The following is a 24,428-nucleotide window of genomic DNA, read 5'->3' as shown; positions in this document are numbered from 1 at the left end:
TAAGCAGTTAGCGGGTCGTTGTTCTTGAGACAAGCCTGTGCTCCGGCTTCCTTGCCAGTGCGGCGTTTGAATTCCTAAGAGGGCTATTTCTATATGCTCTCCTTACGTAAGTATTCAGACCCCGTTGGCAAATTACCGCCATTCAGTCGCAATTGTTGGCCTCCCCCTTTGAAAAAGGAGGACTGAATACTTACCTCCTTACCGTTCACTATTGACCGCTTAGTATAGATTTAATTTTAAGTAGAGAATTATTTTGCAAAACCGGGAAGAAATCAGTCGATTAGAAAATTTGGTCCAAAGCATTTTAGATGAAGCGAAGCTGCAGGGCGCAACCGCTGCGGAAGCGGGTTTGAGTGTCGATAGCGGCTTGTCGGTGACGGCGCGTTTGGGTGATGTCGAAACGATAGAACATCATCGCGATCAAGGCTTGGGCGTGACCGTTTATTTCGGACAGCGTAAAGGTTCGGCGAGTACCACCGATCTATCCAATGCTTCGATCAAGGAAACGGTTACCGCCGCATGCAGTTTCGCGCGCTATGGCAGCGAAGATCCTTATGCAGGATTACCCGAGCAAGACTGGCTTGCGACCGAATTTCCCGACTTAGATCTATTTCATCCTTGGTCTCTCGCAGCGGATCGTGCGATCGAGTTGGCGATAGCCTGCGAAGATGCCGCGCGTTCTTATTCAACCGAAATTACGAATTCGGAAGGCGCGACGGTCACCAGTCATCAAGGCATTCGGGTTTTGGGCAATAGTTTAGGTTTCTTGAAGGGGGCCGAATCGAGCCGTCACTCGATTAGTTGCGCAGTATTAGGACAGCGCGGCGACAGTATGCAGCGCGATTATTGGTATAGCGTTGCCAGGAATCCTGACTTGCTCGAGGCGGTCGACTCCATCGGCAGAAAAGCGGCCGAAAGGACGATCAGGCGTTTGCAAGGGCGTAGTTTGAGCACGCGTCAATGTCCGGTTTTGTATTCGGCTGAAGTGGCTTCCAGTTTGTTCGGATCGCTAATCGGCGCAATTAGCGGCGGTAACTTATACCGTAAATCGTCGTTTTTACTCAATGCATTGGATACACGGATATTTCCGGAATTCGTGCATATTCACGAACAACCTTATATGGTTGGTGCTCTCGGCAGTGCTGCTTTCGATGCCGAAGGCGTCAAAACCAGGGCTCGGGACATCGTTGCGGAAGGAATTTTAAAGGATTATGTGTTGAGTACTTATTCGGCGAAGAAACTCGGTCTTGCAAGCACGGGAAATGCCGGTGGCGTTCATAATCTGGTCGTCGATAGCGGAACCGATGATTTTACCGGTATGCTGAAAAAACTCGGTACCGGACTGCTTGTAACCGAATTGATGGGGCAGGGCGTTAAAATGGTGACTGGCGATTATTCGCGCGGCGCGGCCGGATTCTGGGTAGAGAACGGCGAAATTCAATACCCGGTCGAGGAAATTACGATTGCCGGAAATTTGAAAGATATGTTTAAAAATCTCGTCGCGGTCGGTAATGACGTCGATTATCGGGGCAACGTCCGCACCGGTTCGGTATTGATCGAGCGCATGTCGATCGCCGGGGAATAAGGCACTCTATGAGTGGAGCTGTTATGATTGAAAATAGTGGATATACCCATCGTAGATCAAAATTCGGCACCCCGACGCCGAAATTTGACTAGCAAAGGGTATAATTCAAAATAAAGTAAAATCCCCTGTTTTTGTTCAATCAAATCGATGGTTTCTAGCCAAATTTTCAATCAAGATTGCAGGGATTGCGGACGCTTGGACGATTTTTTGTGCGAGGTGAAACGCAAGTACCCCGATTATCATGCCCGACCGGTTGCTCCGTTCGGCGACGAACAACCGAAATTGTTGGTGGTCGGGTTGGCGCCGGGCATGCATGGCGCCAACGCTACAGGGCGCCCCTTTACCGGCGATTATGCCGGAATCTTGTTGTACCAAGCGTTATACCAATTCGGTTACAGTAATCGCCCCATTTCAGAAGGCCAAGAGGACGGATTGATTTTAACCGCTTGCCGAATCACCAATGCCGTTAAATGCCTGCCGCCGCAAAAATAAGCCGACCGGTTTGGAAATCAATACCTGCAATCGATATTTAAACGCCGAAATAGCGCAATTGCGTGAAGGAACGGTCATTTTGGCGTTGGGCAGTATCGCGCATCAGGCCGTCTTGAAAGCCTGCGGTCTAAAATTAAAAGACGCGCCCTTCGGCCATAATCGCTTGCATCGGTTGCCGAATTCGCGATATCTGGTTGATTCTTATCATTCCAGCCGTTATAACGTGCAAACCAAGCGTTTGACCGAGGAAATGTTTCACGATGTTTTTCGTAGTATCGCTGGAATTTTCGATCGTTGAGTGTTGCCGTGCCTGTTGCCGAATTTGAAGTAGCCGCCTTTCTGAAAACCCTGACCGGCCGGCCGGGGATTTATAAAATGCTGAATGAAAAAGGCGAAATCATTTATATAGGAAAGGCCAAGAACCTGAAGAACCGCGTGTCGAGTTACTTTCGGACGCAGAGCGCATCGCCTAAACAGCAGGCGATGATCGCGCAGTTGGCGTCGATCGAAGTGATGGTGACGAATTCCGAAGGCGAAGCCTTGTTGCTCGAAAGCCAACTGGTCAAGCGTTTCATGCCTCGCTATAACATTTGTTTGCGGGACGATAAATCCTATCCTTATATCTTTATTTCCACCGAACAGGATTTTCCGCGGATTACTTTTCATCGAGGCGCGAAAAAGAAGAAGGGGCAATATTTCGGGCCATATCCGAGCGCCGGAGCGGTTAAGGAAACGCTAAAATTATTGCAAAAAATATTTCCGGTTCGGCAATGCGAAGATTCTTACTATCGCAATCGAACGCGCCCCTGTTTACAGCATCAGATCAAACGCTGCACCGCGCCGTGTGTCGACTTGATCGATACAAGCAACTATGCGGTCGATGTCGAAAACAGTATTTTATTTTTGGAAGGAAACGGCGAGTTACTGATCGATCGTTTGATCGAAAAAATGGAAAATGCGTCGGCGGCCTTGGATTTTGAAAAAGCGGCGGATTTTCGGGATCAAATCGCACGTTTACGTTTGATTCTGGAAAAGCATTTTGTGCATGGCGAGCGGGGCGATGTCGATATCGTTGCCTGTGCTACGCGAGCCGGTGTCGCATGCGTTCAGGTGTTTTTTATTCGCAAGGGCCAGAATCTCGGCAATAAGTTGTTTTTTCCGAAATTGTCCGATCAAGATGAGCCCGGCAAAATTTTGCAGGCGTTTATCGCACAATATTATCTCGACAAGACGGTGCCCTACGAATTGATCGTCAGTCACGAGCCGGAAGAAGTCGGCTTATTGGCTGAAGTTCTGGCAGCTTATGCCAAACATGCCGTTACGATTACGTCGAAGGTACGCGGCGAACGCCAAAAATGGTTACAAATGACATTGGTCAATGCTGAGCATTCGTTGCAAAGCAAGTTGGCCGATCGGCAAGGTATTTATGCGCGTTTTTTGAGCCTTCAGGAAGAATTGGGTTGCCGGGAATTGCCGAAGCGCCTCGAATGTTTCGATATTAGTCATACCCAGGGCGATCAAACTGTAGCCTCGTGTGTTGTGTTCGACAGGGAAGGGCCGGTAAAATCGGCTTACCGGCGTTTCAATATCGAGGGTGTGACGCCCGGCGACGATTATGCGGCAATTCATCAGGCGGTTGCCCGGCGTTATAAACGGCTCAAGCAAGGCGAACATGAGGCACCCGATATTTTGTTTATCGATGGCGGCAAAGGGCAAGTTGCCGAAGCGAAAAAGGCATTGGCGGATTTAGAGATAAACAATGTTATGATAGTCGGCGTTTCCAAAGGTCCGGATAGGAAAGCCGGTATGGAAAAACTACTGTTGACCGATCAGTCGCAGCCTTTGGATGTAACTCCCGGTGCGTCGGGGTTGTTGTTGATTCAACATATTCGCGACGAAGCACACCGATTTGCAATTACCGGGCACCGGCAGCGGCGAGGCAAGACCAAAAAACAATCCGTTTTGGAGGATATTGCAGGGTTGGGGCCGAAACGCCGGCAATTATTATTAAAACAATTCGGCGGTTTGCAAGGCGTTGCCGGTGCTAGCGCGGATGCTTTGGCGAGTGTGGCAGGCATTAGTAAGGACTTGGCGCAACGAATTTACGAACAATTTCATAACCCAAATGGCCATTAAATTTAATCTTCCGACCTATCTGACTTTGCTGAGAATTGTTTTAATTCCGTTGCTTGCAGTGGTGTTTTATCTGCCTTGGGAATATGCCAACTTGGCTTCGACAAGCATTTTTATCTTGGCCGGTATCACCGACTGGTTGGATGGTTATTTGGCTCGTAAGATGAGTTTGGAAACACCGTTCGGTGCTTTTTTGGATCCGGTTGCGGATAAATTGATGGTGGCGATTGTGCTGGTTTTGATTGTACAACAAGACGGTTCGCCTTATTTAGCTTTACCTGCGGCAATTATTATCGGGCGCGAAATTACGATTGCATCGTTACGCGAATGGATGGCGGAATTGGGGCAGCGCGCTAAAGTCAAAGTTTCGCAATTGGGTAAATGGAAAACCACCGCGCAAATGACCGCGATCGGGTTTTTATTGTATGGACAGGATGTTATCGGTATACCCGTTAAGACATCCGGATATGTGTTGCTGTATCTGGCGGCGATATTGACGTTATGGTCGATGATTAATTATTTGAAAGCCGCATGGAGCGTGTTTGGGGAAGGTTAGGAATATGCACAAAATAACTTATGCAAATAGTAGGCTTTGGGGCGGTTCGGTAACTCGCTTGACAGGACGCCGTGAATACGTCCATGTAGGCTTGACGGCGGCTATTCCTGCCGCCGACACCTGTCAATCGAACCACCGCCCCCCCCTTCTAACAGTCGTCGAAGTTATTTCATGCTCGTTCCTTAAAAAAACAATCTATTCACTATTAATGTAGCGGATCGAAACTAGAATGTTGTAATAAACAACTGTTTGATGTTTAATTTAAAACCTTATCTTAGTATGGGATATGATAATTCGAGCAGCCGTCTTCGAGGTTTTTTGGCGTATTTTGATTTGCGATGGGTATATAAACGTAACGACTGCTTTTTCGTCTGCTCTCGAGTGACGGTTTTCGACGCAGTTTATCGATGATTTTCCTTTAAGCGTCGAATGAAGTACATAGCCATAATAATCGCAAACAGGGTCGTTTGAAGTGCACAGAATTTTATGTAACTTTTCGGTGAGTAATATCGGGATTAATCAGCCTTGCCATGCTCCGCAGGTTCTCGAATGAATCGCCGAAACGATACGAATCATTAACTTTATAAAGGCAGCATAATGATATTGCTGTAAAAAGTGAAAATGGAAAAGGAAATAGAAAATAACAAAAATAAATTGGACACTCAGGATGAAATTCTCTTGGCGGCTTTAAAGCTTTTCGCCGAGAAGGGGTATTTCAATACGTCTCTCGGTGATATTGCCGAAGCGGCCGGTATCAAGACCACCAGTGGTCTATATCAATGTTTCAAAAACAAGCAAGCGATAGCCGAAGCCTTATACGCGAATATCATCGATAGTCTGAGTATTTCGATCGATGATATTCGACGCCGAAATGCCAAGCCTTCCGAGCAATTGCGAGAAGTCGTCGGTCTTTTGTTTAGATTAACTCAGGAAGCGCCTGATGTGATGCAGTTTCTGTTAGTCATTAAGGTTCGCGAATTTTTGCCCGAGCAAAAGCCCTTCATGGAAACACCGCCCTTCATCAAGATCATAAAAATCCTTCAGGCCGGGATTAAGGCTGAGGAAATCAAGAATATCGAGCCTATACTGGCTTATACCTTTTTTTTCGGTATCATCAATCAAACGCTACGTATGGCCTTGACCGGCAGTCTTCCGAAGGACATCGATGCTTATCAATCGCAAGTTTGGCTTGCAGCTTGGAGTGTTATTTGTAAGAAATAGCAGCAAACATCCGGCATGGTATCGTTGCCGGCAGATAATGCCTTGGTAAGCGGTAAGCGGTGAAAGAGGCAGTCGGCGACCGGCAATTGCTCTCTTTCTCCAGCTTTAGATTAGGAATGCAAACTCGACGCTTTCGCTTTCCGAGACTCAATCAGAGGGTCGGCTATGGCTGAATTGTTATCGCTGCGAGCGGTTTAGGGTGAACGATTCTTCTCTAAGAGGGGGATGAAATCAGGCATAGGCGCTAACTTAAGGAAAAGCGCGTCATTCCGCCAGGGATTGGCGGAATCCAGTGCCAGGGATGGCAATGCGTAGCATCACATCCATGTAACCACCTGTATATCGGCAATCCATGCCGATATGACGAATAATGCCGCAAATGCACCATAGAATAGGTATTAAGTTGGCGAAATCAGTTAGCCGATTATTTTTCCGCGATGAAAATGGCCCGTTTGGGGGCTGGGTGGCCTTCTAGCGTTAAGTTCGGGTCGTTCGGGTCGAGAAAATCCTTGAGAGATTTAAAATCCATCCAGTCGGTGTTGCGTTGTTCTTCCGTGCTTGTTACCGTGACATCGATTAATCTAATGTTGCTGAAACCGCAGCGTTTCAGCCATCCTTGCAGCGCTTCACAGCTGGGTATAAACCAAACATTGCGCATATGAGCATAGCGGTGCTCCGGCAGCAATACCTCATTCGGTCCGCCGTCGACGACCAGCGATTCGAGAATTAATTCGCCGCCGGGTCTAAGGCAATCTTTTAATTCCAACAAATGATCGATCGGCGAGCGGCGATGATAGAGCACGCCCATGGAAAAGACCGTGTCGAAAGCTTTTAAACCATTCGGTATTTGTTCGATGCCCATCGGCAACACAAAGTGCCGCACGTCACCGGCCAGTTTTCTGATGAGGTGAAACTGCATCACATTTAACATCAACGGATCGATACCGACCACAAGGTCCGCGCCGGCACCGAGCATTCGCCAGCCATGATAGCCGTTTCCGCAGCCTACATCGAGCACCAAACGCTTTTTTAGTGGACTGATATGGGCTTTCAATCGATTCCATTTCCAGTCGGAGCGCCATTCCGTATTGATATCAATGCCGAATAAGTCGTAAGGTCCTTTTCGCCAAGGGCTGAATGTTTTTAATACGGTTGTTAATTGCTCGCGGGAAATATCGCCTAAATCGCTAGCAGTGCCGATTTTGACGGTATCTTCATTAAAAACGCGCTGCGAGAGAGATAACTCAGGCAAGTCGTCTATGGCTTGGAGCCAGCGAGTCAACTGGCCGTGCCGAGTCGGGTTGAATGCCGACTGTAATTGTTCCGGCAGGATGTCGGCCCAGGCGTCCGCGCCATGGTCCCTTAATGTTTGGTAAAGTATTTGATAATCAATCATTTGAGTGCGATTATCGAGGCGAAATTGAAATATTGAAACCAGACCTCGGCACTATTGAAGCCTGCTTTTAGTAAGCGTTGCTGGTGGCAAGAAAAAGTTTCGGGAATCAATACGTTTTCTAATGCGGTCCGCTTTTGGCTGATTTCCAAGTCGCTGTATCCTTGCGCTTTTTTAAACGCGTGATGCATTTCGGTTTGCAATTGCTGTTGGCGAGGGTCGTCGAATTTTAATTTCTCGGACAAAATCAAAATGCCGCCCGGTAATAGGGCCTGATAGATGTTGCGTAGAAATTCGCTTCGGTCTTCAATAGGTATGAATTGTAACGTGAAGTTCAAGACCACAACCGATGCGTTTTCCAGCCGTGTATCGCGAATATCTTCGCAACGAGTTTCGACTTCGATTGGAGAGGTGTCATTCGCCAATATTTTTTTAAAGCGTTCGATCATCGCTTCCGAATTATCTACAGCAATAATGCGGCAGTCATGTGCTTCGATCTGATGACGCATTGCCAGTGTTGCCGCACCAAGCGAGCAACCTAGGTCATAGCAGAGGCTATTTGCTTGCGCGAAGCGCCCCGCCAACAAACCGATAGCCGAAATAATGGAACGGTAACCGGGCACGGAGCGTTGAATCATGTCGGGAAATACGGCTGTTACCGCAGAGTCGAATTGGAAGCCCTCTGGGGACTCGACCGGGTGAGCGTATAGTGAATCTTTTTTAAAATTCATCCAAGGATTGGGTTAGTGCAGGCAAAAATATGAGTTGTTGCTGGGGTGTGGCGCGCTCTGTTGAGACAAAGCGCGCATAGCGACGGTGCGATAATTTATGAATTATGAAGCGAGTTTTTGGACAAAGCTTCGGCATTTCTTGTTTTCAATGTTTCGATAACCGCGGACAACGAGCCGCTATTTCTGATTTCATTATTGAATGTCGTGCGGTAGTTAGTGACTAAGCTGACGCCTTCGATCAGGATGTCGTAAGCTTTCCATTTTCCTTTGATCAATACCATTCTGTAGTCTACAGCGATGGGCTGAATGCCTGGTTGCAATATTTCCGTTTTAACGACGACCTTAGTCGCATCCGATTCCATTTTTAACGGCAGGAAGCGCACCGACCAGTCCTTGAATTCGACAAACGCGCGAGAATAAGTTCTGACCAACAGGTTTCGGAATTCATTATTGAATTGCGCTCTTTCTTCCGGAGTGGCGTCCCGCCAGTATTTTCCGAGTACCAGTGCCGAAATTCGATTAAAATCGACATGGGGATAAATCGCCGATTCAACAAAATCCGTTATTTGTGCAAAATCCTTTATAAATTCGGGATTTTGCATTTTTTCCTTTAGTTTGTCGGAAGCTTCGGCAATCGCTTGTTGGGGCAATAATAATTCGGCGGCAATGGCTTTGTTCAATGCGCTAATGCTTATAAAAAAGCTCAATATTGCCAACAGAAAAATGCGTTGGTATTGTGTCGTTTTCATAATGACCTCAAGTTCTTAGACTTATGTGCAAACACATGTCCGAGTCTTTTACGGATAAGGAAGACATGGTTTAGGGTGTCGGAAGCGTGCTAATATTGTCGGATAATTTATATCTTGCAGTAAAACTATTTTGCAAGGTACAGGCGCCTTGGCGCACGGCAAACGTGATTAACCTAGACCTACGGACAAGATGACGCATAATACCACCAATTTCCCCTTAATACGCATGAGAAGAATGCGTTATCAATCTTTTTCACGTCGCTTGATGAGCGAAAACCGTTTATCCGTCGATGACTTGATCTATCCAATGTTTGTTACGGAAGGTAAGAATAACCGCGAAGCGGTACTTTCGATGCCCGGAATAGAGCGGCTTTCGTTGGATTTATTATTGAGGGAAGCCGGAGAAATATCGAGTCTCGGCATTCCGGCAGTCGCTTTATTTCCGGTTATATCGCCCGATAAAAAATCCGACGATGCGTCCGAGGCTTTTAATCCGAACGGATTGGTTCAGCGAACTGTCAAAGCACTCAAGACGGCCTGTCCGGAGCTTGGCGTGATTACCGATATCGCACTGGATCCGTTTACTTCTCACGGCCAGGACGGGTTGATCGATAATAACGGTTATGTGATCAACGACGAAACGGTCGAGGTTTTGATCAAGCAAGCTTTGTCGCATGCCGAAGCGGGAGCCGATATCGTTGCGCCTTCGGATATGATGGACGGCCGGATCGGAGCGATTAGGCAAGTTCTGGAACAGCAGGGTTTTCGAAATACGCGTATTTTGGCTTATTCGGCCAAATATGCCTCGGCATTCTATGGCCCCTTCAGAGATGCCGTGGGCTCGGGCGCCAACCTCGGCAAAGGCAATAAATACAGTTATCAAATGGACCCGGCCAATACCGATGAGGCGTTGCGCGAAATCGAGTTGGACTTGCAGGAAGGGGCCGACATGATTATGGTCAAGCCCGGAATGCCTTATCTGGATATTGTACGCCGCGCGAAAGACCGCTTTGGCGTGCCGACTTTCGCCTATCAGGTCAGCGGCGAATATGCGATGCTGAAGGCTGCGTCATTAAATGGCTGGTTAGATGAGCGTCAAGTCGTGCTCGAATCGTTATTGAGCTTCAAGCGTGCCGGTTGCGATGCCGTGTTGACTTATTTTGCCAAGCAAGTCGCTTCATGGTTACAAGAAGAATTCAGTAAGGCCTAAAAAGTTTCTTACTCGTGATTGTCCACAATGAAGAACGCGAAAGTATTTTCGTGATTTTCAGGGTAATAACTTTTGCTTTTCGCCGGAAATAGCCTTAAGCAAGAGTGTCTCTATTCTTAGTTAAGTCAACCGGAGCGAGCCCATGTCCGAAGATACGTTGTTTACAGAAAAACGAAAATTTCAGATCGAAGAAGGTATTCTGGTTTTGTTGCTGGCGCTTTCGATGACCGGTATCGGTATTACCGATTACTCGCCGGCCGACGGCTATGTTTACTGGTTGATCATGATCATTATTTTTGCGATCTCGGCAATGATTATCGCTTGGCTGCAATCGAAGCATAAAGCCGGCGACATCAAACATATCTTACGAGAGCAAACGCTGCATTGGGGCGTGTCGATGCTGATTGTCGCGGCAGCGTTTTCTATTCAGCAAACCGAAGTGTTCGATGAAAAAAGCGCCGGCATCGTCATTCTATTAATTTTATCGCTGTCGACAATATTGGACGGTATCAGAATCGGTTGGCGTTTCAGTTTGGTCGGGATTTTTCTCGGCGTGTCCGCAGTCGTGACATCGTTTATGCAGCAAGCAATTTGGATAGAGCTGTTGATGGCAATCGGTATCGTGGCTATGACCATACTCTGGGAAGTTTGGCAATATAAAAGACAATTATAATGACACAAATCGATCAATATGCCGTTTTCGGTAGTCCCATAAAGCACAGTAAATCACCAACTATTCATCGAATTTTCGCAGAGCAAACCGGTCAAGAATTGATTTATACAGCCCAAGAAGTAACGGCCGATCGTTTCGAATCGGCCGTTACGGAGTTCTTCCGCTTGGGCGGTCAGGGGCTTAATTGTACCGTGCCGCTAAAGGAACTGGCATGGCGATTCGCCGATCGAAAAACCGAACGTGCGGAGTCGGCAAAAGCGGTCAATACGCTGACGCTTCAGGCGGATGGTTCGATATTAGGCGATAACACGGACGGTATAGGTTTGGTGACCGATTTAATCGTCAATCATGAGGTTACTCTAAACGGAAAGAAGCTATTGATTCTTGGTGCCGGCGGTGCATCGCGCGGGATTCTTTCGCCGCTATTCGAGCAACAGCCGGCATGGGTCTTGGTTGCCAATCGGACGGCTTCTAAGGCCGTTAACTTGGCCGATGAATTTGCCGATCGGGGCGATATTAACGGTTGCGGTTTTGACGAACTGGCAGGTTTATCATTCGATGTGATCCTCAATGCGACCTCTGCCAGTTTATCCAACGATCTTCCGCCGTTGCCGGAAGGTCTTTTGGCTCCGAATGGCGTTTGTTACGATCTCGCTTACGGTAACGAACCGACTGCTTTTGTTCGATGGAGCATCAGTCACGGCGCCGCTAGCAGTTTAGACGGTCTGGGCATGTTGGTCGAACAGGCGGCTGAAGCGTTTTTAATTTGGCGAGGCATCAGGCCGGATACTGCGCCGGTTATTAAGTTATTGAATGCGGAAAGATGAAAGGTGAAAGGTGAAAGGTGAAAGGTGAAAGGTGAAAGGTGAAAGGTGAAAGGTGAAAGGTGAAAGGTGAAAGGTGAAAGGTGAAAGGTGAAAGGTGAAAGGTGAAAGGTGAAAGGTGAAAGGTGAAAGGTGAAAGGTGAAAGGTGAAAGATGAAAGATGAAAGATGAAAGATGACCCCTTCGTTTAATCTGGCCTTAGGATTTGGTCGCAAATAACTTCCCTATTTTATGGATGGTTCGGTAACTCGATTGACAGGTATCGGCGGCAGGAAGCCGCCGACAAGCCTACACGGACGTATTCACGGCATCCTTTAGCGGACACCCAGGCGCCGAATTTTGATCTACGACGGGTATATCACGAAATCCTTAATGCATTAATTCAGCTCAAGTTTATTTTTCCTCCTCACAATGTTTACCAGCCTTTGGGAAAATCGATTGTTTCGGTAGCTCCCGGCCCGATAGCGAAGTTTTCAACAAATCAATGAGATAAACGAAATGGAAAGAATCAAGTATGGAATCATGTCGTTGCTGATGGCTGTTGCCGTGATGCAAGGTGCTCATGCCGACGATAAGCCAATTGAACAATTACGGGATTTTTTAAAAACAGCGCATTCGTTGACCGCGGATTTCAGACAGGTCGCGATCGATGAAAGCGGACGCGCGCGGAAAGCCAGTGAAGGCGTGTTTTATTTGCGCAGGCCCGGTAAGTTTCGTTGGAATTATCTGAAACCTTTCACGCAAGAGATCATTTCCAATGCCGGTAAGGTTTGGTTTTACGATGAAGACTTGGAACAAGTGACGATCAAGAAGATGGATCAATCGCTGGGTTCTACGCCCGCTTTATTGTTGAGCGGTGATATCGATTTAGAGGATAACTTTATTTTAGAAGGGCAAGGTTCCGACGAGGACATGACCTGGATAAAATTACTGCCTAAAAACGAGGACAGCGGTTTCAAATATATTCTGATCGGACTGGATAAGGGCAAGCTTGGCGGCATGGAACTCAGTGACAATTTCGGGCAATTAACGCGCATTTATTTTTCGAATCTTAAAATCAATACACCGATCGATGACGGCGTATTCGATTTTATTCCGCCCGCCGGAGCCGACGTCTTTGAGGAATAAGAAGCGTGTCGCAACAAGCCCTAAGGCCTTTGGCTGAAAGAATGCGTCCAATGCGGCTGGACGACTATATCGGTCAGCAGCATATTATCAAGCCCGGTAAACCGCTCTATGAAGCGGTTGCATCGGGCCGCTTGCATTCGATGATTTTCTGGGGGCCGCCCGGTACCGGAAAGACCACGCTGGCACGAATAATATCGGTACATTCCGATGCGCATTTCATCTCGATATCGGCGGTGTTGGCCGGCGTCAAGGATATCCGTGACGCCGTTGCCGAAGCAAAAAAAATTCGTGAAAGCGAAAATCGCCGCACGATCTTGTTTGTCGACGAAGTCCATCGTTTCAACAAATCTCAGCAAGATGCTTTCTTGCCGCATGTCGAAGACGGCACGGTATATTTTATCGGCGCGACCACCGAAAACCCGTCTTTCGCATTGAATAATGCGTTATTATCGCGCGCACGCGTTTATGTTTTGAATGCCTTGCAAGCAGTTGACTTGGCGGCGGTTTTGGAAAAGGCGTTGACCGATCGGGAGCGCGGCTTAGGAGAGCAAACCGTCGAAATGGCCGACGATATCAAGCGACAGTTTGTCGATGCCGCCGACGGAGATGCGCGTAGATTGTTGAATTTATTAGAAATCGCGGCCGAGTTGGCGTCGGCGCACGGAAGCGGAAAAATCGACGAGATTGTTACCGGCGAAGTGCTGAGCGGCGGCGTGCGTCGTTTCGATAAGCAAGGTGAAGAATTTTATAATCAGATTTCGGCCTTGCACAAATCGGTGAGAGGCAGTTCCCCCGATGCTTCGTTGTATTGGTTGTGCCGCATGATCGACGGCGGTTGCGACCTGGCTTATTTGGCTCGGCGCATCGTGAGGATTGCATCCGAAGATATCGGCAATGCCGACCCGAGAGCCTTGCCGGTTGCGATTAGTGCTTGGGAGGCGCAAGAAAGGCTCGGTAGTCCCGAAGGCGAATTGGCGTTGGCACATGCAGTGGTCTATTTGGCCTGCGCGCCGAAAAGCAATGCCGTTTATATGGCATACAATGCAGCGATGCGCGATGCTCGAAATAGCGGAAGTCTCGGCGTGCCGGTGCATTTACGTAATGCGCCGACGGCATTGATGAAGTCGTTAGATTACGGAAAAGAGTACCGCTATGCGCATGATGAGCCCGATGCTTATGCCGCCGGCGAAAATTATTTTCCGGACGAAATGATCGGAACCCGTTATTACGAGCCGGTTAATCGAGGACTTGAAATTAAAATCGCAGAAAAATTAAAACATTTACGAAATTTAGATAAAATGTCCGTTTCAGGAAGGAATCAATCGGCTAGTCGCGGATGACGTTTTTATAATTTGAAAAATAAAACAGATACGACTGATAAACACGGAAAAACAGTTCGTTTTTATACCTTTCGCACTTCAAATTTCGGCATTGCCTAAGGAGGCGCCGGGGTGTTCAGCAAAGGCTTTGCCAGCATGGAGCTGGCATAGAGCCTACATGGACGTATTCACGGCGTCCTTTGACGAACACCTCGGCGCCGAATTTTGATCTACGATGATGGGTATAGCAAAGAAGCTTTTGCTGACGCGTACGAAATATTTTAGTCGCTATGGAGTTGCGATATGCAAATGCAAACAATAGAGCCCCGCGTCAATCCGTCTAATCGGCGTCATCCGTATTCCATTCATTAAGCTTGCTTTTGTTGAGCAGTAACAATAATTCATATATACCATCATGGATCTAAAATTTCTTGACTTCGAACAACCCATCGCCGAATTAGAAGCGAAGATTAGAGAACTTCGTCGTGTCGAGTTTGATAACGATATTAATATTTCCGACGCGCTTGAGCAGCTTGAAAACAAAAGTAAATTATTGACAGAATCTATTTTTGCCGAATTGAGCGATTGGCAGATTTCGCAACTCTCGAGGCATCCCGGGCGTCCTTATACGCTCGATTATATCGATTTGATGTTTACCGATTTTCATGAATTGCACGGTGATCGGGCTTACGCCGACGATCCTGCAATCGTGTGCGGTTTGGCTCGTCTGGAAGGGCAGCCGGTCATGATCATCGGTCATCAAAAAGGCCGCGACACGAAAGAAAAAATTTATCGTAATTTCGGCATGCCAAGGCCGGAAGGTTATCGTAAGGCGTTGAGAGTCATGAAGATGGCTGAGCGTTTTGGTTTGCCGATCATTTGTTTGATCGATACGCCGGGCGCTTATCCGGGAATTGGGGCAGAGGAACGTGGACAAAGCGAGGCGATTGCTCGAAATTTGTTTGAAATGGCGCGATTAAAGACCCCGGTTATTTGCACAGTTATCGGCGAAGGCGGGTCCGGCGGCGCGTTGGCGATCGGTGTCGGAGACCGTTTGTTGATGTTGGAATACAGCACTTATTCTGTGATCTCGCCGGAAGGTTGTGCATCGATTCTGTGGAAAAGTGCGGAAAAGTCGCAATTGGCGGCCGAAGCGATGGGCATCACTTCCGACCGTATTCGTGAACAAGGCTTTCTTGATGAAATGGTTCGCGAGCCGGTGGGCGGCGCGCATCGAGACTTTCAAACGACGGCAATGCATTTGCGTGAGGCGTTGTTACGTCATTTGGAGCAGTTAAGGAACGAGCCGGTCGAACAATTACTGGCACATCGCTACCAACGAATCATGAATTTCGGTGCTTATATTGAAGAGCCGGGTAAATAATCGCTTTTATCTTGATGGCTTTGAGATACCGTCGGCAAACTATACTCATCGTAGATCAAAATTCGGCACCGGGGGGGGCGTCAAAGGACGCGGTGAACCCAGCACCTAAATTCCATAGGTCTTTGGCAATGATTCAAAATCATGGCTTATTTAGGTGCTGGGTGAATACGTCCCTGTAGGCTCTATGCCAGCATCCATGCTGGTCCCTCACCTAGCGTTAGGCGAGGGATCGAACACCCCGGCGCCTCCTTAGGCACTGCCGAAATTTGAAGTACGAAAGGTATATAAAGTAATTTCACTATGAAGGTTATAAGGCAATGATCAAAAAATCGATCACTTAAATCTTCTTGCTCTTTAAGGTAATTTCATTTATCTCGATCATTTTCCCGGTTCGTTGAGTCAGGAAATCAGATTGCAGCAACGCGTTTCCGAATTAAAATTTTTATTGAGATTGTTAATGAGTGCTCCGCATATAGGATTTATTAGTTTGGGTTGCCCTAAAGCCTTGGTCGACAGCGAACGGATATTAACCAAGCTTCGATCCGAAGGCTATGAAGTGTCCCCGAGTTACAAGGAAGCCGATTTGGTAGTCGTCAATACTTGCGGCTTTATCGATGCAGCTGTCGAAGAATCGTTGGATAGCATTGGCGAAGCATTAGCCGAAAATGGACGAGTCATTGTAACCGGCTGTCTTGGGGCTAGAGAGGACGAGATTAGAGCCAGGCACCCGCAGGTATTGAAAATTACCGGCGCGCATGCGCTGGAAGAAGTCGTTGCGGCCGTTCATGAGCATTTGCCGCCGATACACGATCCGTTTACCAGTCTTGTGCCGCCGCAAGGGATTAAATTGACGCCCAAGCATTATGCTTATTTGAAAATTTCCGAAGGTTGCAATCATCGTTGCACTTTTTGCATCATTCCGTCGATGCGCGGCGATTTGGTTAGCCGTCCTATCAACGAAGTCATGTTCGAGGCCGAACGACTGGCAAATGCCGGGGTTAAGGAATTACTCATCGTCTCACAGGATACCAGTGCTTACGGGCTCGATCTGAAATACCGGACAGGACAATGGCGAGGCAGGGAGATTCGGACTCGTTTTTACGAATTGTCGGAAGCCTTGGGAGACTTAGATGTCTGGGTCAGAATGCATTATGTGTATCCCTATCCGCATGTCGACGAAGTTATCCCGTTGATGGCTGACGGTAAAATCCTACCTTATCTGGATATTCCGTTTCAGCACGCCGATAGTCGCATACTGAAGTTAATGAAGCGACCGGCGGCTGCCGAAAACAATTTAGAACGCATTAATGCCTGGCGGAAAATTTGCCCGGATATTACGATTCGCAGTACCTTCATAGTCGGTTTCCCTGGCGAAACCGAGCAAGAATTCGAGCAGTTATTACAGTTTTTGACTGACGCACAGTTAGATCGGGTGGGTTGTTTCGCGTATTCGCCGGTTAAAGGTGCGGTGGCCAACGACTTATCGGGTCAACTTCCTGAGGCGATTAAACAAGAAAGATTAGCCCGGTTCATGGAGCATCAGGCGCAAATTAGTGCTGCGAAATTGCGTAGGCGGATCGGGCGCGTCGAGACCGTTATTATCGATGAAGTCGTCGAAGAAGGTGCTGTCGCGCGAAGCAAAGCGGATGCGCCGGAAATCGACGGGCAAGTTTTTATCGACGGCGCGGTACATCTAAAAGTCGGTGATTTTGCAACAGTGGAAATGGAGGAATCGGACGAGCATGATTTTTGGGCGCGCTTAATTTGATCGGGTGGGCCGGCGTCGACTATTCATACGGTGCTTTTGTCGAAAAGTTGATTAGTGTCACATCGTTTTTTTTAACAGTATCAAATTATTGGTTTTTTAGTACTGATGTACAATGGTTTTTGTTTTCAAAACGCATACAATAGACCGCGGCTGAAATAACAATAATGGACGGAGGTGTTATGCAATATAAAACCAGCAGATGTAAAGTATTGTTAGCTGCAATGGGTGTAATCCTGCTTTCTTTTGCGGGGTTGGGAGTTGCGTCGGCGAGTGAGGCGGTAATTATTACTCAAGCTAGCGGGCAGTGGTCCTTGGCGGGATGGTACGGATTTAGTGTGATTTTGGCATTGATTGGCTTTATTGCCGCAAAATCGAAAAATTGATTTTCCCCTTCGCAGGCGTTTTGTTGAACGCCTGCACTTTTTTCTAAAGCAATCTACAAATTGCTTTTTTCCTTTCATAAATCAAATTTCGGCACCGACTTTTGATAGCTCGGTCTGTTAGCCGGATTTGCCACGTTCAAAAGAAATCAATAATCTATACTGGCGCAGTTCAAAAACGCAGAATAGTTTTCTTAATTTGTTGTTCACAGACTATCCTATACAACGAAAAACTGTGTAATATGCCGGCCTGAATATATACCCATCGCAGATCAAAATTCGGCACCGGGGGGGGCCTTAGGCACTGCCGAAATTTGAAGTGCGAAAGGTGTAATTAATAAAGTTGACGATGAACATGAGGATAATTACCGTTTCATGAAAATTGCATTGCTTTCAAGAAATTCTAAGTTGTATTCCACGCGGCGATTGATAGAGGCGGCGGAAGCAAGAGACCATCAAATTGAAGTTATTGACGTGTTGCGCTGTTATATGGAAATTACGTCGACAAAACCGGGCATTCATTACAAAGGTACGGTATTGGAGGGATTCGATGCGGTGATCCCTAGAATCGGCGCGTCGGTAACGTTTTATGGTACGGCGGTGTTGCGCCAGTTTGAAATGATGGGGACTTATCCGCTCAATGAATCGGTTGCGATTTCAAGGTCTCGGGACAAGCTACGTTCATTACAGTTATTATCCCGCAAAGGTATCGGTTTGCCGGTGACCGGTTTCGCGCATAAGCCGGACGATATTGAAGATTTGATCAAAATGGTCGGAGGGGCTCCAGTGGTCATTAAGCTTCTCGAAGGGACTCAGGGGATCGGCGTGGTACTGGCCGAAACGAAAAAAGCGGCGGAAAGCGTTATCGAAGCTTTTATGGGCTTGAAAGCCGATATATTGGTTCAGGAGTTTATCAAAGAAGCTGCCGGCGCCGATATTCGTTGTTTCGTAATCGGCGATAAAGTCGTAGCGACAATGAAACGGCAAGGTGGCGAAGGCGAGTTTCGTTCGAATTTACATCGGGGCGGGACTTCATCGTTAGTTCGGATTACGCCGGAAGAGCGCTCGATCGCGGTTCGCGCGGCCAAGACGATGGGTTTAAATGTCGCGGGCGTCGATATGTTGCGTTCGAATCATGGACCTGTCGTGATGGAAGTTAACTCCTCGCCGGGTTTGGAAGGCATCGAAACGGCAACAGGCAAAGATATTGCAGGCATGATTATTAGCTTTATCGAAAAGGATAGTCTCGGCAAATCCACTCGTACCAAAGGTAAGGGCTGACATGGCGGAATTGTTCATCGGCGGTCAGAAAATTAAAGCCGGCGAACGCAGAACGCTGGATATTCCGTTGCCGAATCTTTATACCCACACCGTTGTTCCGATGACGGTGCATGTGATCAACGGTCGGCAAAGCGGCCCGAAACTATTCGTTTGTGCGGCGATACACGGCGACGAGATCAATGGCATCGAAATCATTCGTCGTTTGCTGCAATCGCCGGCGTTGCGGAGCATCAGGGGCACTTTGATTGCGGTACCGATCGTCAATATCTATGGCTTTGTTCGGCATTCTCGCTATTTACCCGATCGCCGCGACTTGAATCGAGTTTTCCCCGGATCCGATAAAGGCTCCTTGGCAGGTAGGTTGGCGTCGATTTTTTTTCATGAAATTGTCGAGCAATGCACGCATGGTATCGATTTGCATACCGGTGCAATTCATCGCGATAATCTGCCGCAAATTCGTGCCGATTTGAATGAAGGCGAAGAAACGGAAAATTTGGCGAAATCTTTTGCGGCCCCGGTTATTTTAAATTCGGATGTGCGGGATGGTTCGTTACGGGCGATCGCCGCAGAACATAAAATTCCATTATTGGTATATGAAGCCGGCGAAGCCTTACGCTATGACGAGCTGTCGATCAGAATCGGGCTGCGCGGCATCATCCGTGTAATGAGGCAATTAGGCATGATTCGTCAGGAAACAGCCAAGCGAAAAAGCAGGCTTCCGGAGCCTGTCATTGCGCGTTCGAGCTATTGGGCTAGGTCCTCTAAAAGCGGCTTGTTAAGGGCGATGGTATCGTTGGGCGCTAAAGTCAATAAAGGCGAAACGCTCGGCGCGGTTAGCGATCCGTTTGATCTTGAAGACGATAATATTACAGCTCAGAATTCCGGCATTATCATCGGCAAGACTAATCTGCCGATCGTTACCGAAGGCGAGGCGTTGTTTCATATAGCCAGATTCGGTAAAGCCGACAATGCCGCCGACGTCGTCGAGCAATATCAGCATGAATTCGACCCGATGAATGAAGCTTATGAGTGGTCTGAAGCCCCGATTGTTTGAAGTTGGAAAATGCCATGATCAAGAAGACCGATTTTAGGGTTTAGATTGGTAAGTTAAATTGATCCTATAAAAGCATTTTGTCCACGAAACACCAGCAATTCCCAATTTGGGGATCAAAAAGGGTGTGGGGTGTGCTTGGCGAGGATGTCGGCAGCAGGGAGCTGCCGCCAAGCCCCCATGGATGGGTTTGCGGCGTTCCTCGGCAGGCATACCCCACACCCTAAGATCGGCGAAAATGCTCAAACTGGGAATTGCTGACGAAACACACGAAAATAGTCAAATTGTTATACTTTCCAAGTGTAAGTATTCAGCCCTCTCCAGGAAAATAAGAGTTCGCTCGTTCCCAAGCTCTTTGCTTGGGAATGCAATACGAGAAGCTCAAGCTTCTCGAAACCGGTAAGCAAGAGCTTACGTGAAGGGCTTCCCAAACCGTAGTTTGGAAAACAGCGGAGAGGGGCAGAATACTTACTTCCAAGTTGCTTACCCAATGGGTGATTCAAGATATTTATGTGACTGTATGATTACTTTCGTGTATGTCTTGATTTTCGTGGACGGATTACCGAATTTAGGTTGATCAACAAGCGGGCATCCCAGGTGGAACTGATGTCTTATTTTGATAAATTATTGGAAATTCTTTATGAAGGAAACTCAACAAACCGAGCTGAAGACGCTAGACAAACCTTGGGGGCATTATGCGCCAACTGCGGCAACGAGGGTTTTGAGGTTGATTGCCGTATTAGGGGCAAGCCGAGGTCAATTAAGGAAATGGGTGGCTAGACAATGGAAAAAGTCGGGTTGGCATTTTGTCGATTATGAGAAGCAAGGTATCCGGTATCGATTGGATATTCTCAATAATACGACAGATGAAAAAATTCTCACATCTTCAAAAATTTATGATAAAGAAGAGATCGAATTTCTAGCTGAACGAGGCTCGGGGCTAAATTCGTGTTTTGTCGATGTGGGGGCGAATACCGGTTATTACTCCCTGAGTCTTGCGCAAAAAGGGTTTAAAAAAATTCTGGCAATCGAACCGAACCCGCCGACCTTGAGCTTGTTAAAAAAGAATGTTGAGCTCAATGGGTTAGAGTCTGTGATCGAAGTCATACCGGTTTGTGTCGGCGAAGAAGGCGATGTGTCTTTTTATTCAACGGGCGTATTAGGCGGGGCCAGTCGGCTTGCGCCATCGGCATCTGCCGGAGAAATAACGCTACCTTCTCTTCCGCTTGAGAAAATTTTGTTAATGCAAGGTATCGATAAAATTAGCTCATTAAAAATCGATATTGAGGGTTACGAAGATCGAGCCTTAGCGCCGTTTTTTTTGCATGCGCCCGAGTCGCTTTGGCCGATACGAATTGTCATCGAGGATTGTCACAAAGATAAATGGGAAACGGATGTCGTCGAGCTCATGCTTGAAAAGGGCTATCGTCTCGTCAAGCAAACAAGAGGCAACGCTTTTCTGGAAAAAGACGAATAAAAGGGTGCTGATTTCAAAAAATTTTATTTATTTTTACCATGAAGCGCATGAAGGACTTGAAGATACAGCGTTTTCAATTTAAATGAGTGCCTAACCATTAACAGCCTATGTCATCATTATTGCCGCTGGAGTGCAGGCTTTATCAGCACTCCAGTCCCGCCATTGTTTTGATATTTATTAGTCATTAACTGTATCTGAAAGCGCCGTATTACTGCATTGAGTTTATCTATTGAGCTCATCTGATATTGGGACAGTTCATAAAGCCCTCAACTCTCTTCCCTTCATTATCTTCATGCCCTTCATGGTAATAAAAAACAAGCTATAAACATTCTTCTGCATCAGCACCCGAATAAAATATCAATACATTGATGTTTTTAAAGCCATTTCTTACGCCGGAAGAAAACCAACAAGCCTATTGCCGTAGCCAGACTGATTGACCAGAATACCGGATAAGACCAGGCCCATTTCAGTTCCGGCATGTAATCGAAATTCATGCCGTAAACGCCGGCCAGAAAGGTTAGCGGTATAAAAATCGTCGCAAAAACGGTCAATACTTTCATGACTTCATTCATTTTATTGCTGAGACTGGACAAATAAATTTCCAGCAGGCCGGCGATCAAATCCCGGTAAGTGTCCAGTCCCTCGGCGACGCGAATCGTATGGTCGTAAACGTCGCGCAGATATACTTTGGTCGTATCGCGTATTAGGTCGGATTCCGAACGAAGCAGACCGTTCAAAACCTCTCTAAGCGGCGAAACCGCTCTTCGAACGAAAATCATGCCTCGTTTCAACTTTTGAATCGTATTCAGCATGTCGGGCGAGGGCGAAAGGAGCAATTGATCTTCGAGGTTTTCGACAATTTCATCCAGACTGTCTTCGATCAAAAAATAGTGATCCACGACCAAGTCGATAATACTGTAACTCAAATAATCCGCACCCTGACTACGAAATTTCCCCCGGCTGTTTTGGATTCTTCGGATTATCGGATGTAGTAGATCCGATTCCGATTCTTCAAAGGTCAAGATGAAATTACTGCCGAGTATTAAGCTGAACTGTTCGTTATCGAAAGTCAGAGATTCCGCGTCGAATCGTATGACCCTGAGCACGATAAAAATAATATCGTCGAACTCCTCTACTTTGGGCCGTTGATGGGTATTGGCAATGTCTTCCAGTACCAGTTGGTGAATAGCGAACTCTTTCCCGAGTTGTTCGATCAACTCGACGTCGTGTAGACCGGTGATGCTGAACCATGAAACGGTAGGTTTGTCTTTCGACGGAGTCAACTCCGAAACGGTCTTGATCTCTTGTTCGATCAAGATGTCTTTACTGAATTCGATCAGTTTGATTTTACCGGCCGTTTCCAGTCTTTCGCCGACATGGATGACGCTGCCCGGCGCAAGACCGAATTTTTCGGAAGAACTGCTTAAAGAGAAGGGCTGGGTCATCGGCTATCGAGAGGATTCATCATGCGTTGTCTAAGGATTTCGTGACAAATAGCTTCCTGGAATCATGAGCTTTCTAGCGGGTTCGGTAACTCGCTTGATAGGATGCCGTAAATACATCCTTGTAGGCTTGGCGGCGGCTTTTCCTGCCGCCGACACCTGTCAATCGAGTTACCGAACCAGCCTACCCTAAATTAAAACTCAATGGTTTGTCCGACTTCGGGAAGCGTAGCGTCCCAGCCGGTACGGTGAAAACATGTGCGTAACGAATGCGAGGCATTGAGTTCGCCGTGGATCAAGTACAACCGCGGCTTCGGGTCTTTGAATACCGAGGCCCAACGAAGCAATTGGCTTTGATCGGCATGTGCGCTCAAGCCGCCGAGCGTATGAATAGTGGCTTGCACATGGATTTTACTGTCCAAAATTTTCAAGTTTTTCTGACCTTCGATTAAGGTCCTCCCCAGGGTGCCCTGTGCCTGAAAGCCGACGAATACGACATGCGCATCGCGGCGCCAGAGATTGTATTTAAGATGATGGCGGATGCGTCCGCCGGTACACATGCCGCTGCCGGCGATGATGATGCTGCCGCCGACGATGCGGTTGATCGCCATTGAGTCTTCAGTCGATTCGGAATAGATTAGATTCGGCAGCCAGGTTTGCCAGCCGTTTTTGCGTTTGGCGATGTGTTTGAATTCGGGGTCGTCGTCGTTGAACAAGTGGCTAAGATCGTCGTAAATTTTGCTGGCTTCGATCGCCATCGGGCTATCGAGAAATACCTGCTGTTGCGGCAGCGCGCCTTCCCGATAAAGTTTACCGAGCCAATAAATCAAGTCTTGAGTGCGTCCGACCGCGAATGACGGAATGATCACATTACCGCCGTTGTCTTGAGCTGCGATAAGTATTTCGCGTAATTCGTCGAGCGTCGTATCTAATGGTTTGTGATCGCGATCGCCATATGTAGATTCCAATAGCAGAATATCCGCTTCGGTGAGTTGTTCCGGGTCGTATAGTAAAGGCGAATGCGGATTTCCGAGATCGCCGGAAAAGACCAAGGTTTTTTGTTGCGGGCCGTCGTTTGATTTCAATTCAACAATCGCCGATCCGAGAATGTGTCCGGCATCATGAAAAGTGACCGACAAGCCAGGGAAGATTTCAGTCGGTTTGCGATAAGCGATGGGCTTGCGAAGTTTCAGCAGGGCTTCGACATCTTCGAGCGAATAGAGAGGTTCGAGCAATTTTTTTCCGGAACGTTGGCGCCGTTTGTTTTCCCACTCAGTATCGCGCAGCTGTAGTAAAGCGGCGTCTTTGAGTAATAGTTCGACCAGACGAACGCTGCCTTCGGTCAGGAAAAGATCGCCTCTAAAACCGTCTTTATAAAGTTGCGGCAAACGGCCCGAGTGATCAAGATGAGCGTGCGATAACACGACCGCATCGATGCTCGATGGGTTAAAAGGGAATCGGGAGCGGTTTTGCTTGTCGGCTGCTTTGCCGCCTTGAAAGATGCCGCAATCGATCAAAATGCGTTTAGCGTTCGATTCTAACAGATAACAGGAACCAGTCACCTGGCCGGTGGCGCCGAGAAAAGTGAGTTTATTCATAGTTCTTTCTATTTGTGACGGTCTTAGGATTTG

At 47.5% G+C, this 24,428-nt stretch carries 22 protein-coding genes; 17 read left to right on the top strand and 5 right to left on the bottom strand.

Going from position 1 to position 24,428, the window contains the following annotated elements; genetic code table 11:
- Positions 1-253 precede the first annotated feature (253 nt).
- From pmbA to MEALZ_RS16995, 6 genes are all read left to right on the top strand, one after another.
- The gene (gene pmbA / locus MEALZ_RS17015; RefSeq protein ID WP_014149895.1) at positions 254-1,585 is read left to right on the top strand and encodes a metalloprotease PmbA; all 1,332 of its coding nucleotides are present in this window, start codon (positions 254-256) and stop codon (positions 1,583-1,585) included.
- A 147-nt stretch (positions 1,586-1,732) separates the two neighbouring features.
- Positions 1,733-2,077 carry a uracil-DNA glycosylase family protein gene (locus MEALZ_RS23650; RefSeq protein ID WP_014149894.1) on the top strand — a complete coding sequence of 115 codons (345 nt, stop codon included), beginning with the start codon at positions 1,733-1,735 and terminating at the stop codon, positions 2,075-2,077.
- A complete protein-coding gene (locus MEALZ_RS23645) occupies positions 2,046-2,375 on the top strand; it encodes a uracil-DNA glycosylase family protein (protein ID WP_014149893.1) in 330 nt (109 codons plus the stop codon). The genes MEALZ_RS23650 and MEALZ_RS23645 overlap by 32 nt, the downstream gene beginning before the upstream one ends.
- Before the next feature lie 8 nt (positions 2,376-2,383).
- On the top strand, positions 2,384-4,213 hold the full coding sequence (gene uvrC / locus MEALZ_RS17005) for an excinuclease ABC subunit UvrC (RefSeq protein WP_223842326.1): 1,830 nt from the start codon (positions 2,384-2,386) through the stop codon (positions 4,211-4,213).
- Positions 4,203-4,766 carry a CDP-diacylglycerol--glycerol-3-phosphate 3-phosphatidyltransferase gene (pgsA, locus tag MEALZ_RS17000; protein WP_014149891.1) on the top strand — a complete coding sequence of 188 codons (564 nt, stop codon included), beginning with the start codon at positions 4,203-4,205 and terminating at the stop codon, positions 4,764-4,766. Before uvrC ends, pgsA begins: the two co-directional genes overlap by 11 nt.
- 621 nt (positions 4,767-5,387) lie before the next feature.
- Positions 5,388-5,987: a TetR/AcrR family transcriptional regulator gene (locus tag MEALZ_RS16995; protein ID WP_014149890.1), complete on the top strand. Its 600-nt coding sequence runs from the start codon at positions 5,388-5,390 to the stop codon at positions 5,985-5,987.
- A gap of 424 nt (positions 5,988-6,411) precedes the next feature.
- Here MEALZ_RS16995 and cmoB read toward each other — a convergent pair whose 3' ends face one another.
- From cmoB to MEALZ_RS16980, 3 genes are all read right to left on the bottom strand, one after another.
- Positions 6,412-7,383: a tRNA 5-methoxyuridine(34)/uridine 5-oxyacetic acid(34) synthase CmoB gene (cmoB, locus tag MEALZ_RS16990; protein WP_014149889.1), complete on the bottom strand. Its 972-nt coding sequence runs from the start codon at positions 7,381-7,383 to the stop codon at positions 6,412-6,414.
- Positions 7,380-8,111, bottom strand: a complete 732-nt coding sequence (cmoA, locus tag MEALZ_RS16985) for a carboxy-S-adenosyl-L-methionine synthase CmoA (RefSeq protein WP_014149888.1) — start codon at positions 8,109-8,111, stop codon at positions 7,380-7,382. The genes cmoB and cmoA overlap by 4 nt, the downstream gene beginning before the upstream one ends.
- Positions 8,112-8,206: 95 nt before the next feature.
- The gene (locus MEALZ_RS16980) at positions 8,207-8,860 is read right to left on the bottom strand and encodes an MlaC/ttg2D family ABC transporter substrate-binding protein (protein ID WP_014149887.1); all 654 of its coding nucleotides are present in this window, start codon (positions 8,858-8,860) and stop codon (positions 8,207-8,209) included.
- Between the two features lie 190 nt (positions 8,861-9,050).
- On the opposite strand from MEALZ_RS16980, the gene hemB reads away from it, so the two are divergent.
- From hemB to MEALZ_RS16925, 11 genes are all read left to right on the top strand, one after another.
- Positions 9,051-10,070 carry a porphobilinogen synthase gene (gene hemB, locus MEALZ_RS16975; RefSeq protein ID WP_014149886.1) on the top strand — a complete coding sequence of 340 codons (1,020 nt, stop codon included), beginning with the start codon at positions 9,051-9,053 and terminating at the stop codon, positions 10,068-10,070.
- A 142-nt stretch (positions 10,071-10,212) separates the two neighbouring features.
- On the top strand, positions 10,213-10,743 hold the full coding sequence (locus tag MEALZ_RS16970) for a hypothetical protein (RefSeq protein ID WP_014149885.1): 531 nt from the start codon (positions 10,213-10,215) through the stop codon (positions 10,741-10,743).
- The gene (gene aroE, locus MEALZ_RS16965) at positions 10,743-11,570 is read left to right on the top strand and encodes a shikimate dehydrogenase (RefSeq protein WP_014149884.1); all 828 of its coding nucleotides are present in this window, start codon (positions 10,743-10,745) and stop codon (positions 11,568-11,570) included. Before MEALZ_RS16970 ends, aroE begins: the two co-directional genes overlap by 1 nt.
- 495 nt (positions 11,571-12,065) lie before the next feature.
- Positions 12,066-12,695 carry an outer membrane lipoprotein chaperone LolA gene (gene lolA, locus MEALZ_RS16960; protein ID WP_014149883.1) on the top strand — a complete coding sequence of 210 codons (630 nt, stop codon included), beginning with the start codon at positions 12,066-12,068 and terminating at the stop codon, positions 12,693-12,695.
- Between the two features lie 41 nt (positions 12,696-12,736).
- On the top strand, positions 12,737-14,035 hold the full coding sequence (locus tag MEALZ_RS16955; protein WP_046061658.1) for a replication-associated recombination protein A: 1,299 nt from the start codon (positions 12,737-12,739) through the stop codon (positions 14,033-14,035).
- A 394-nt stretch (positions 14,036-14,429) separates the two neighbouring features.
- The gene (accA, locus tag MEALZ_RS16950; protein WP_014149881.1) at positions 14,430-15,398 is read left to right on the top strand and encodes an acetyl-CoA carboxylase carboxyl transferase subunit alpha; all 969 of its coding nucleotides are present in this window, start codon (positions 14,430-14,432) and stop codon (positions 15,396-15,398) included.
- 457 nt (positions 15,399-15,855) lie between these two features.
- Positions 15,856-17,166 carry a 30S ribosomal protein S12 methylthiotransferase RimO gene (gene rimO / locus MEALZ_RS16945; RefSeq protein WP_014149880.1) on the top strand — a complete coding sequence of 437 codons (1,311 nt, stop codon included), beginning with the start codon at positions 15,856-15,858 and terminating at the stop codon, positions 17,164-17,166.
- A gap of 179 nt (positions 17,167-17,345) precedes the next feature.
- Positions 17,346-17,549, top strand: a complete 204-nt coding sequence (locus MEALZ_RS16940) for a hypothetical protein (protein WP_162472985.1) — start codon at positions 17,346-17,348, stop codon at positions 17,547-17,549.
- Positions 17,550-17,921: 372 nt separating this feature from the next.
- Positions 17,922-18,827, top strand: coding sequence for a 30S ribosomal protein S6--L-glutamate ligase (gene rimK / locus MEALZ_RS16935; protein WP_014149878.1), 906 nt, complete (start codon positions 17,922-17,924; stop codon positions 18,825-18,827).
- Between the two features lies 1 nt (position 18,828).
- Positions 18,829-19,881 (top strand): succinylglutamate desuccinylase/aspartoacylase family protein, encoded by a 1,053-nt coding sequence (locus MEALZ_RS16930; protein ID WP_014149877.1) that lies wholly within the window; start codon positions 18,829-18,831, stop codon positions 19,879-19,881.
- Positions 19,882-20,518: 637 nt separating this feature from the next.
- The gene (locus MEALZ_RS16925) at positions 20,519-21,355 is read left to right on the top strand and encodes an FkbM family methyltransferase (RefSeq protein ID WP_014149876.1); all 837 of its coding nucleotides are present in this window, start codon (positions 20,519-20,521) and stop codon (positions 21,353-21,355) included.
- Positions 21,356-21,729: 374 nt separating this feature from the next.
- Here MEALZ_RS16925 and corA read toward each other — a convergent pair whose 3' ends face one another.
- Together corA and MEALZ_RS16915 are read right to left on the bottom strand one after the other, a co-directional pair.
- Positions 21,730-22,800, bottom strand: coding sequence for a magnesium/cobalt transporter CorA (corA, locus tag MEALZ_RS16920; RefSeq protein ID WP_014149875.1), 1,071 nt, complete (start codon positions 22,798-22,800; stop codon positions 21,730-21,732).
- A 191-nt stretch (positions 22,801-22,991) separates the two neighbouring features.
- A complete protein-coding gene (locus tag MEALZ_RS16915) occupies positions 22,992-24,395 on the bottom strand; it encodes an MBL fold metallo-hydrolase RNA specificity domain-containing protein (RefSeq protein WP_014149874.1) in 1,404 nt (467 codons plus the stop codon).
- Positions 24,396-24,428: the final 33 nt, after the last annotated feature.

Source organism: Methylotuvimicrobium alcaliphilum 20Z, assembly GCF_000968535.2.
Lineage (GTDB): Bacteria > Pseudomonadota > Gammaproteobacteria > Methylococcales > Methylomonadaceae > Methylotuvimicrobium > Methylotuvimicrobium alcaliphilum.
This window is presented reverse-complemented; position numbering and strand designations above follow the sequence as displayed.

Excerpts from the sequence above, each read along its gene's own strand:
- cmoB (WP_014149889.1), bottom strand. The coding sequence starts at position 7,383 with ATGATTGATTATCAAATACTTTACCAAACATTAAGGGACCATGGCGCG.
- accA (WP_014149881.1), top strand. The coding sequence starts at position 14,430 with ATGGATCTAAAATTTCTTGACTTCGAACAACCCATCGCCGAATTAGAA.
- MEALZ_RS23645 (WP_014149893.1), top strand. The coding sequence starts at position 2,046 with ATGCCGTTAAATGCCTGCCGCCGCAAAAATAAGCCGACCGGTTTGGAA.
- rimK (WP_014149878.1), top strand. The coding sequence starts at position 17,922 with ATGAAAATTGCATTGCTTTCAAGAAATTCTAAGTTGTATTCCACGCGG.
- MEALZ_RS16970 (WP_014149885.1), top strand. The coding sequence starts at position 10,213 with ATGTCCGAAGATACGTTGTTTACAGAAAAACGAAAATTTCAGATCGAA.
- hemB (WP_014149886.1), top strand. The coding sequence starts at position 9,051 with ATGACGCATAATACCACCAATTTCCCCTTAATACGCATGAGAAGAATG.
- aroE (WP_014149884.1), top strand. The coding sequence starts at position 10,743 with ATGACACAAATCGATCAATATGCCGTTTTCGGTAGTCCCATAAAGCAC.
- corA (WP_014149875.1), bottom strand. The coding sequence starts at position 22,800 with ATGACCCAGCCCTTCTCTTTAAGCAGTTCTTCCGAAAAATTCGGTCTT.
- MEALZ_RS16940 (WP_162472985.1), top strand. The coding sequence starts at position 17,346 with ATGCAATATAAAACCAGCAGATGTAAAGTATTGTTAGCTGCAATGGGT.
- rimO (WP_014149880.1), top strand. The coding sequence starts at position 15,856 with ATGAGTGCTCCGCATATAGGATTTATTAGTTTGGGTTGCCCTAAAGCC.
- MEALZ_RS16925 (WP_014149876.1), top strand. The coding sequence starts at position 20,519 with ATGAAGGAAACTCAACAAACCGAGCTGAAGACGCTAGACAAACCTTGG.
- MEALZ_RS16955 (WP_046061658.1), top strand. The coding sequence starts at position 12,737 with ATGCGTCCAATGCGGCTGGACGACTATATCGGTCAGCAGCATATTATC.
- MEALZ_RS16980 (WP_014149887.1), bottom strand. The coding sequence starts at position 8,860 with ATGAAAACGACACAATACCAACGCATTTTTCTGTTGGCAATATTGAGC.
- cmoA (WP_014149888.1), bottom strand. The coding sequence starts at position 8,111 with ATGAATTTTAAAAAAGATTCACTATACGCTCACCCGGTCGAGTCCCCA.
- MEALZ_RS16915 (WP_014149874.1), bottom strand. The coding sequence starts at position 24,395 with ATGAATAAACTCACTTTTCTCGGCGCCACCGGCCAGGTGACTGGTTCC.
- MEALZ_RS16930 (WP_014149877.1), top strand. The coding sequence starts at position 18,829 with ATGGCGGAATTGTTCATCGGCGGTCAGAAAATTAAAGCCGGCGAACGC.
- pgsA (WP_014149891.1), top strand. The coding sequence starts at position 4,203 with ATGGCCATTAAATTTAATCTTCCGACCTATCTGACTTTGCTGAGAATT.
- MEALZ_RS16995 (WP_014149890.1), top strand. The coding sequence starts at position 5,388 with ATGGAAAAGGAAATAGAAAATAACAAAAATAAATTGGACACTCAGGAT.
- MEALZ_RS23650 (WP_014149894.1), top strand. The coding sequence starts at position 1,733 with ATGGTTTCTAGCCAAATTTTCAATCAAGATTGCAGGGATTGCGGACGC.
- lolA (WP_014149883.1), top strand. The coding sequence starts at position 12,066 with ATGGAAAGAATCAAGTATGGAATCATGTCGTTGCTGATGGCTGTTGCC.